This is a genomic window from Halovulum sp. GXIMD14793, assembly GCF_054457435.1.
In genome coordinates this window covers 52,221-59,288 of the sequence record NZ_JBTLNE010000021.1, presented here as the reverse complement: position 1 = coordinate 59,288, position 7,068 = coordinate 52,221, and the positions used below count along the sequence as shown (strand labels likewise).

The window sequence follows — 7,068 nt, the reverse complement described above, 5'->3', positions numbered from 1 at the left end:
ACTGAGAAAGCCCCAATCGTCAGACAGGTCAGCCAAATCGCAAAACCCGCAGGTCTATCAGGTGGAAATCAACAGCTGCCACAAGCGCCAGTGCCGCGCGAGCGGCTTCGTCCATGAGCCCTCTTTGAACGATGCTGCATCGCGTGCGAATGGCGGCTTCGTGGGATCATGCTGTGACTGCCGGGATGTGTTCTATTTAAATCTATACGCGGATCGGCTGACGTTCGGAACCATACAAACACGTCAGATGCGACTGTGGCACCATTTCGTCAGGCCGTTGCGCGAAGGTGCACCTCTAAATGACATCCAACGCCAGACTTACTGCGAATGTTGCCAGAACTACTCCCATGACAGACACGAATATGCGGCGGAACGCGGTGTGGGCCATGAAGGGCTGTAGGACACGGCCTGCCATTGCCCAGAGGAGCAGGCAGAGGCTCGGCACGATCAAAACGGCTGTGATGAGGCCTGAAATGGACGCGTCTTCAACACCTGCGTGCACGCTGCCGACCGTGAGAGCGAGCACCCACGTCTTCGGGTTGAGAAGCTGGAAAGCCAGCATCGCCGTAAATAGGCTGGCCTTGGAGCGCGATGACCCCGTCGCCTCCTCTGCGTAATGCCAGCCACCGGCCACAATTCTAACTGCGAGATATGCGATCAGCGATGCTCCCAAGAACCGCATGGCGAGCCGCCCATGAACCCACCGATCCAGAACCGCGTCGACTCCGAATCGAACCGCGAGAACGAGGGTCAGCGTGCCAAGAACGATACCCGCAATCGGTGCGGCGGCGGCCGCGAGGCGGGACCGGGCCGCGGCATCCATCACCACAATGTTGTTCGGCCCCGGCGTGATCGCCGCGGCGAAGAGGATGGCGACGACGGACGCGCTCATGCAATTTTGGCCTGCGAAAGCGACAGCACGGCGGGGTCGACCTCCACATGCGTGCCGTCTCGCAAAGTGACCATCGCCGGGCCAAATGCATCACGCCGGTGTTGAGCTTCCCAATCCGTCTCCGGCGCGGTTGCGACGACGCCGTGCGGATTAATTTCCCGGTCTTCACCATAATACGCGGCCCGGATCGCGGGTTCGTTCAGCGTGGCCGCGACGCCGCACCAGCCGTGGATATCGCGCGCGTAGCCCCAGAGGTTTGGATAGTCGGTAACACTACAATACCAAACGACCACACAGTGCTCTGGGCTACCGCCCACCGGCCCCGGAGGCCATCGTTCCGATGGAACCTAGGCCAATCATGCACTAACATTCAAACTGGACCACTTGGGTGGGGCTGATCAGGTTTTTGCGTTACAACATCTTCACAGTCGTACACCAAAACCAGTCCGTCTTTCATCATGACCACGTTATCTGCATGAGATGTGACTTTAAGGAATCCTATATTTGGCCGAGTGTGAAGAACGCCTGCAGCCAACAATCAAGATGCGGTCATGGTATTTTCGAAACGTCAGAGCAGATGATCTATGAGGGCCGAACTGCCAAACTATAGTTCTTGCACGGGAAACGCAGCCAGACCGACCCTGCGGCCCTCGGCCAGCAGCATGTTATAGCTGCGGCAAGCTGGCGGTGTGGCCATGACTTCAAATGCGATATTCGCGGCGGTTAACGCGGCGGCCGCATCTTGCGGCATTGCGGCGATATCATCGCCCATACCAAAGAACACGACATCAACCTCGGCCGCGTGCTCTAGAATAGCGGTCAGGTCCGACAGGCCGGACCAGCATTGCAGCCCATTCGGCAAGAGCAGCAGCGGCCCGTCAAATTGGGTTTCACCAAGGCGGAAAAAGCCGGGACCGTAGGCGTCCACAGGCTGGCTACCGGTATAATTGACCTCAGAGAATTTCAATATCACCTCCGTCTTACAGTCAGACGGCGTGTAGCCCCCTGCCCGTCAAATTCCAGCATCATCAGGCCACTGCGTTTGACACACCGCGCCTCACCTTCCGGGGCTGGCACAAACAGTTCTGCATTCACCGGGATGATATGACAGGCCGTGGCAGAGCCAAACGCCAGGGCCGCATAGCTGTCATAGAACAGAAAACTCTGGTTCCAGCCCGAGCAGGCCTGAACCTCCAGCCCCGCAATATCCCGCAGCAGGTCCCGCCCATCAATCCCGGTTTCCCCCAGACAGACATGCGTCCAGTTATCCAGGGCGTAGCGCGCCACAGGCACCGCGCCATCCTCAAGCGCGGCAACCAGCGCCAGCGCCTCTTTGTCGTCGGGTTTGTTCACCATGATGAAGACCGCCGCACTGCCCAATGCGACACCCACCACGATCAGCGCAATCCACAAAGACCGCCCTACCCGCTCCAGCATCCCGACAAAGCGGTCCAGGCGGCTGTAGTTCCGGCGAAACCGCGCGTTGCGCCCATGTCGCCGCGCGGTGTCGCGCCCCGGCGGCTGATAATCGGGCGCCGGGCACATCGCTTAAACCTTATGCGTCAATGTCAGCAAATTGCGTTCCTGCCGCACCATCCTGCTTGGTCCAGTCCCGCTTTACCCCGAAATGGTTGAGGATCGGCGAGGCAATAAAGACCGAGGAATAGGTCCCCACCAAAATCCCCCAAATCATCGCAAAGGTGAAGTTGCGGATAACGTCGCCGCCCACCACATAGAGCGAGATCAGCGCAATCAGTGTGGTGATAGAGGTCATCAAGGTCCGGCTGAGCGTTTCATTGATCGACAGGTTCAGAATCTCGGCCAGCGGACGCTGCTTGTATTTACGCAGGTTTTCCCGCACCCGGTCAAACACCACAACCGTATCGTTCAGCGAATAGCCGACAATGGTCAGGATGGCGGCGATGATCGACAGATTGAAATCGAGCTGCACCAGCGAGAACATTCCGATTGTCAGCAGGATATCATGCACAAGAGCCAGCACAGCCCCGACAGAGAACTGCCATTCAAACCGCAACCAGATATAGAAGAGAACCGCGCCAATCGCCGCCAGAACCGCAAGGATTCCGGTCATCACCAACTCGCCCGAGACTTTGGCCCCAACACTATCGGTCTGCAGATACTGGATCCCCGGAAAGGCCGCGCTAAGGGATTGTTTGACCTCTGCGATCAGGTCATTCTGCGCGTCCTCGCTGCCGTGATCCTGGATGCGGATCGAGAATTGGTTTGGCGTCGAATCCGTCAGTTCCGCAGCGGGATCGTAAATGCGCGAAACCGAGAAATCCTCGTTCTGAATTTCGGCCAGTGTTGCACGAATGGCCACCATATCCGGTTCCTCTGGCGTCGCGGCCGTGATCATGGACCCGCCAAGGAAATCGATGCCGTAATTCAGACCTTTTGCGAAGAACAGCCCGATTGAGGCGACGATCAGAACCGCCGACAGGATCATGAAGGGTTTTGCCCGCCCGATGAAATCGAAATGGGTTTCGCTTTTGACCAGTTTCAACCGCATCTCAAACCTCCAGCGTTTTGGGGTTGCGCGCCTCGACCCAGGTCGAAACCATCGCGCGGGTTACATAGATCGCGGTAAAGACCGAGGTAACGATGCCAAGGCCCAGCGTCACGGCAAAGCCCTTGACAGGTCCTGAGCCCATGGCGAACAGGATAGTGGCCGCAATCAGCGTGGTAATGTTAGCATCAATGATGGCCGACAGCGCCTTTTCGTAGCCCAGTTGTATCGCACGCGCCGGGCGCTTCGCACTGCGCAATTCTTCGCGGATACGCTCAAAAACAAGCACATTGGCATCCACCGCCATCCCGATGGTCAGGACAATCCCGGCAATCCCCGGCAGCGTCAGCGTGGCCCCGATGACCGACAACAGCGCCAATATCAGGGTAACGTTCAGGATCAGTGCAATATTGGCGAACAAGCCAAACACCCCATAGCTCAGCATCATAAACACCATCACCGCGACAAAGGCGACGACGCAAGCAATACGCCCAGCATCAATGCTGTCCTGCCCAAGTTCCGGACCAACAGTGCGCTGTTCCATAACCTTCAGTTCTGCAGGCAACGCCCCGGCCCTTAGCAGGATCGCAAGACGTGTGGTTTCCTCGGTCGAAAACCGCCCTGTGATGATGCCCGAGCCGCCCGCAATATGCGCTATGATTTCCGGCGCTGACACGACCTGCCCGTCCAACACAATCGCAAATTGTTCGCCGATATGTTGCGCGGTATAGGCGCCAAACAAACGCCCGCCCGTTGCATTGAACCGAAAGGACACCGCTGGCCGGCCCCGTTCGTCGAAACTCGGCTGGGCATCGACCAGCTGCTCCCCGGTCACAACAGAGCGCGCGTTCAAGCGATAAAACACCCCCGGCTGGTCCAGTGATGGCAAGATCATGTTGCCCACACCTGGGTTCTCATTTGCTGAGGAGGCGATCCCGGTGACCTGGTGAAAGGTCAGTTTTGCGGTTGTGCCGAGTAAGGCCAGCAACTCTTCGGCCGAGCCAAGCCCCGGCACCTGGATAAGAATGCGATCTGTTCCCTGACGCTGGATTGTCGGCTCCCGTGTGCCGGTTTCGTCAACACGGCGGCGAATGATCTCAAGGCTTTGCGCCATGGTGCGATCGTTTGTGGCGACTTTTTCAGCCTCCGACATGGTCATCACCAGGACTGGCCCATCCTGGACCACATCAAAATCACGCGCACCGGCGCCGGTCAGTGTCGTCACCGGCTGTGTCAAACCACGTGCAATCTCCAGCGCGCGAGGCATATTCTCAGACGTGTTCAGCCGAACACGAATTGCATCTTCCGTGCTGTCTTCCTGCCGGAACCGGCCGACGCCATCGCGGTCCTCCGCCAGGGCATCGCGCAGCCCGGACCAAAGCGCATCGGTCCGTTCTTTATAGACATCCTTGAACTGCACCTCGACCAACAGCGAAACACCGCCGCGCAGATCCAGCCCCAGATTGACCAGCCCCGATGGCAGGAAGGAGGGCCACCCCTCAAGCGCAGCCTGCTGATCGGCATCCAGTATCTCGCCCGCCTCCTGAGCGGCGCGCGCATCATTGGCCTGCTCTACCGGTGCATAGAACGCATTCGGCATGGCAAAAACAACACCAGCGACGCAGATCAGCGCGACAGCCAGCTTTTTCCAAAGGGGATAATTCTGCATTCGTAGCCTGTTACTTGCCCGGCTCTGCCGGTTCGGTCTTGTTTAACACCTGCGCGATGGTCGCCTGAATGACACGGATTTCGACACCTTCGGCGATTTCCACCCTAAGCTCTCCGTCTTTCACCTTCGTGACCTTGCCAACAATGCCGCCTTGGGTAATCACCTGATCGCCGCGGCGCAGAGCCGCAACCATGGCCTGATGCTCTTTCATCTTCTTTTGCTGAGGACGGATCAGGAACCAGTACCAGATGAACATTAGCGGGATCATCAGGATCAGGATATTGGGCCCTTGTGGGGCCGCTGCTCCTGCTGCCTGTGCATAAGCCGGGGTAACAAACATCTGCGCTTTTCCTCTCGCACCGCCTTCTTGAAATTGCGCGGGACCCTAGTGTGCGCCACGGCGGATGGCAAGGTAGGTAAGGATTGTCAGGCCAAAGGAAAAGGCCCTGATCGGCGCTTTTCTGCGCCGCCCACTTTTTATGTTAGGATTCTTGTGGCATAGGCAGGGAAATACCAGCCCGGAGCGTACCGACCAATGCACGATATTCGCCAGATCCGCGAAAACCCTCAAGCCTTTGATGCCGCCATGGCCCGCCGGGGCGAAGACGGCTGGTCAGAGGATATCCTTGCCATTGACGCCCGCCGGCGGGAGGCGATCCAGGCGGCTGAGGCCGCGCAGGCAGAGCGGAACAAAGTCTCCAAAGAGGTAGGGGCCGCCAAAGCCCGCGGTGACGAGGCTGAGTTTGAGCGTCTGCGCGCTCTGGTCGCAGCGAAAAAGGACGAAGAGGCGGAACTGCAGGAAAAGGCCCGGATTGAGCAGGAACAACTCGACCAGGTGCTGCTGACCTTGCCCAACCTGCCCTATGACACCGTACCAAATGGCGTGGATGAGGTCGATAATGTCGAGATCGCCCGTTGGGGCAGCCTGCGCAATTTCGAGTTCGATCCGAAAGAACACTACGAAGTGGCCGCCGCATCCACTGGTATGGATTTTGAAACTGCAGCCAAACTCAGCGGCTCCCGCTTTGTGCTGCTGAAGGGCGCGATGGCCCGCCTGCACCGCGCTCTGGCGCAGTTCATGCTGGACACCCATACTGAGCAAAATGGCCTGAAAGAGGTCTGGACCCCGGTGCTGGTCCGGGAAGAGGCGATGCTGGGCACGGATAAATTGCCAAAATTCGGCGATGACAGCTATCAGACCACCAATGGCTGGTGGCTGATCCCGACATCCGAGGTACCGCTGACCTATTCTGTCGCAGGCGAAATTCTGGCCGCTGATGACCTGCCGATCCGTATGACCGCGCATACCCAATGCTTCCGGTCCGAGGCAGGCAGCGCGGGCAAAGACACAACCGGCATGCTGCGCCAGCACCAGTTCGAAAAGGTCGAGATGGTCTCCATCACCCGTCCCAAAGATAGCGACGCAGAACTGGAGCGGATGACCAAATGCGCTGAAGGGATCCTTGAGGCCCTGAACCTGCCCTATCGCACCGTGGTACTGTGTACCGGCGACATGGGCTTCGGCGCCCGCCGCACCCACGATATTGAGGTGTGGCTGCCCGGCCAAAACACCTATCGCGAGATTTCGTCCTGCTCCACCACCGGCGATTTCCAGGCCCGTCGTATGAACGCCCGCTTCCGCCCCGAAGCCGGTGCAAAACCTGAATTCGTCCACACCCTCAACGGCTCCGGCCTTGCCGTCGGCCGCGCTCTGATCGCGGTGGTCGAGAATTACCAACAGGAAGACGGGTCGATTGAGATACCAGAGGCGCTGGTGCCCTACATGCGCGGCAAGACGCTGATTGGGGCGGATGGAGCTTTGGGCTAAATACTCCCCATCGGCTCTAACTTTAGCCGATGCAGGGGGCTCGATCCAAGTTTGCCCATTCTTCAACAGAGTAATGTCGTGGAATGAACACGCTGTACTTTAGGTTGCGAAACCGTATGGCCAGTGGCAGAACAAGCTAAACCAACGCATCC

8 protein-coding genes are annotated in these 7,068 nt (G+C 58.4%); 1 reads left to right on the top strand and 7 read right to left on the bottom strand.

The annotated features are described in order from the left end of the window. Positions 1-295: 295 nt before the first annotated feature. From ACW9UQ_RS07950 to yajC, 7 genes are all read right to left on the bottom strand, one after another. The gene (locus ACW9UQ_RS07950) at positions 296-892 is read right to left on the bottom strand and encodes a LysE family translocator (protein WP_458930477.1); all 597 of its coding nucleotides are present in this window, start codon (positions 890-892) and stop codon (positions 296-298) included. Next, complete coding sequence (locus ACW9UQ_RS07945) at positions 889-1,185, bottom strand: hypothetical protein (protein WP_458930476.1); 297 nt, start codon at positions 1,183-1,185, stop codon at positions 889-891. The genes ACW9UQ_RS07950 and ACW9UQ_RS07945 overlap by 4 nt, the downstream gene beginning before the upstream one ends. 311 nt (positions 1,186-1,496) lie before the next feature. After that, positions 1,497-1,859: an Mth938-like domain-containing protein gene (locus tag ACW9UQ_RS07940; RefSeq protein ID WP_458930475.1), complete on the bottom strand. Its 363-nt coding sequence runs from the start codon at positions 1,857-1,859 to the stop codon at positions 1,497-1,499. A 2-nt stretch (positions 1,860-1,861) separates the two neighbouring features. Continuing rightward, positions 1,862-2,437: a hypothetical protein gene (locus ACW9UQ_RS07935; RefSeq protein WP_458930474.1), complete on the bottom strand. Its 576-nt coding sequence runs from the start codon at positions 2,435-2,437 to the stop codon at positions 1,862-1,864. A gap of 10 nt (positions 2,438-2,447) precedes the next feature. Next, on the bottom strand, positions 2,448-3,422 hold the full coding sequence (secF, locus tag ACW9UQ_RS07930; protein ID WP_458930473.1) for a protein translocase subunit SecF: 975 nt from the start codon (positions 3,420-3,422) through the stop codon (positions 2,448-2,450). Between the two features lies 1 nt (position 3,423). Next, positions 3,424-5,088 carry a protein translocase subunit SecD gene (gene secD / locus ACW9UQ_RS07925; protein ID WP_458930472.1) on the bottom strand — a complete coding sequence of 555 codons (1,665 nt, stop codon included), beginning with the start codon at positions 5,086-5,088 and terminating at the stop codon, positions 3,424-3,426. Positions 5,089-5,098: 10 nt separating this feature from the next. Next, positions 5,099-5,428, bottom strand: coding sequence for a preprotein translocase subunit YajC (gene yajC, locus ACW9UQ_RS07920; protein ID WP_458930471.1), 330 nt, complete (start codon positions 5,426-5,428; stop codon positions 5,099-5,101). Positions 5,429-5,623: 195 nt separating this feature from the next. Here yajC and serS point away from each other — a divergent pair, with 195 nt between their 5' ends. Continuing rightward, positions 5,624-6,916 (top strand): serine--tRNA ligase, encoded by a 1,293-nt coding sequence (serS, locus tag ACW9UQ_RS07915; RefSeq protein WP_458930470.1) that lies wholly within the window; start codon positions 5,624-5,626, stop codon positions 6,914-6,916. Positions 6,917-7,068 lie beyond the last annotated feature (152 nt).

What these genes read in the sequence shown, in the direction of transcription:
- ACW9UQ_RS07950 (WP_458930477.1), bottom strand. Translation starts at nt 892, where the DNA reads ATGAGCGCGTCCGTCGTCGCCATCCTCTTCGCCGCGGCGATCACGCCG.
- ACW9UQ_RS07935 (WP_458930474.1), bottom strand. Translation starts at nt 2,437, where the DNA reads ATGTGCCCGGCGCCCGATTATCAGCCGCCGGGGCGCGACACCGCGCGG.
- secF (WP_458930473.1), bottom strand. Translation starts at nt 3,422, where the DNA reads ATGCGGTTGAAACTGGTCAAAAGCGAAACCCATTTCGATTTCATCGGG.
- secD (WP_458930472.1), bottom strand. Translation starts at nt 5,088, where the DNA reads ATGCAGAATTATCCCCTTTGGAAAAAGCTGGCTGTCGCGCTGATCTGC.
- yajC (WP_458930471.1), bottom strand. Translation starts at nt 5,428, where the DNA reads ATGTTTGTTACCCCGGCTTATGCACAGGCAGCAGGAGCAGCGGCCCCA.
- serS (WP_458930470.1), top strand. Translation starts at nt 5,624, where the DNA reads ATGCACGATATTCGCCAGATCCGCGAAAACCCTCAAGCCTTTGATGCC.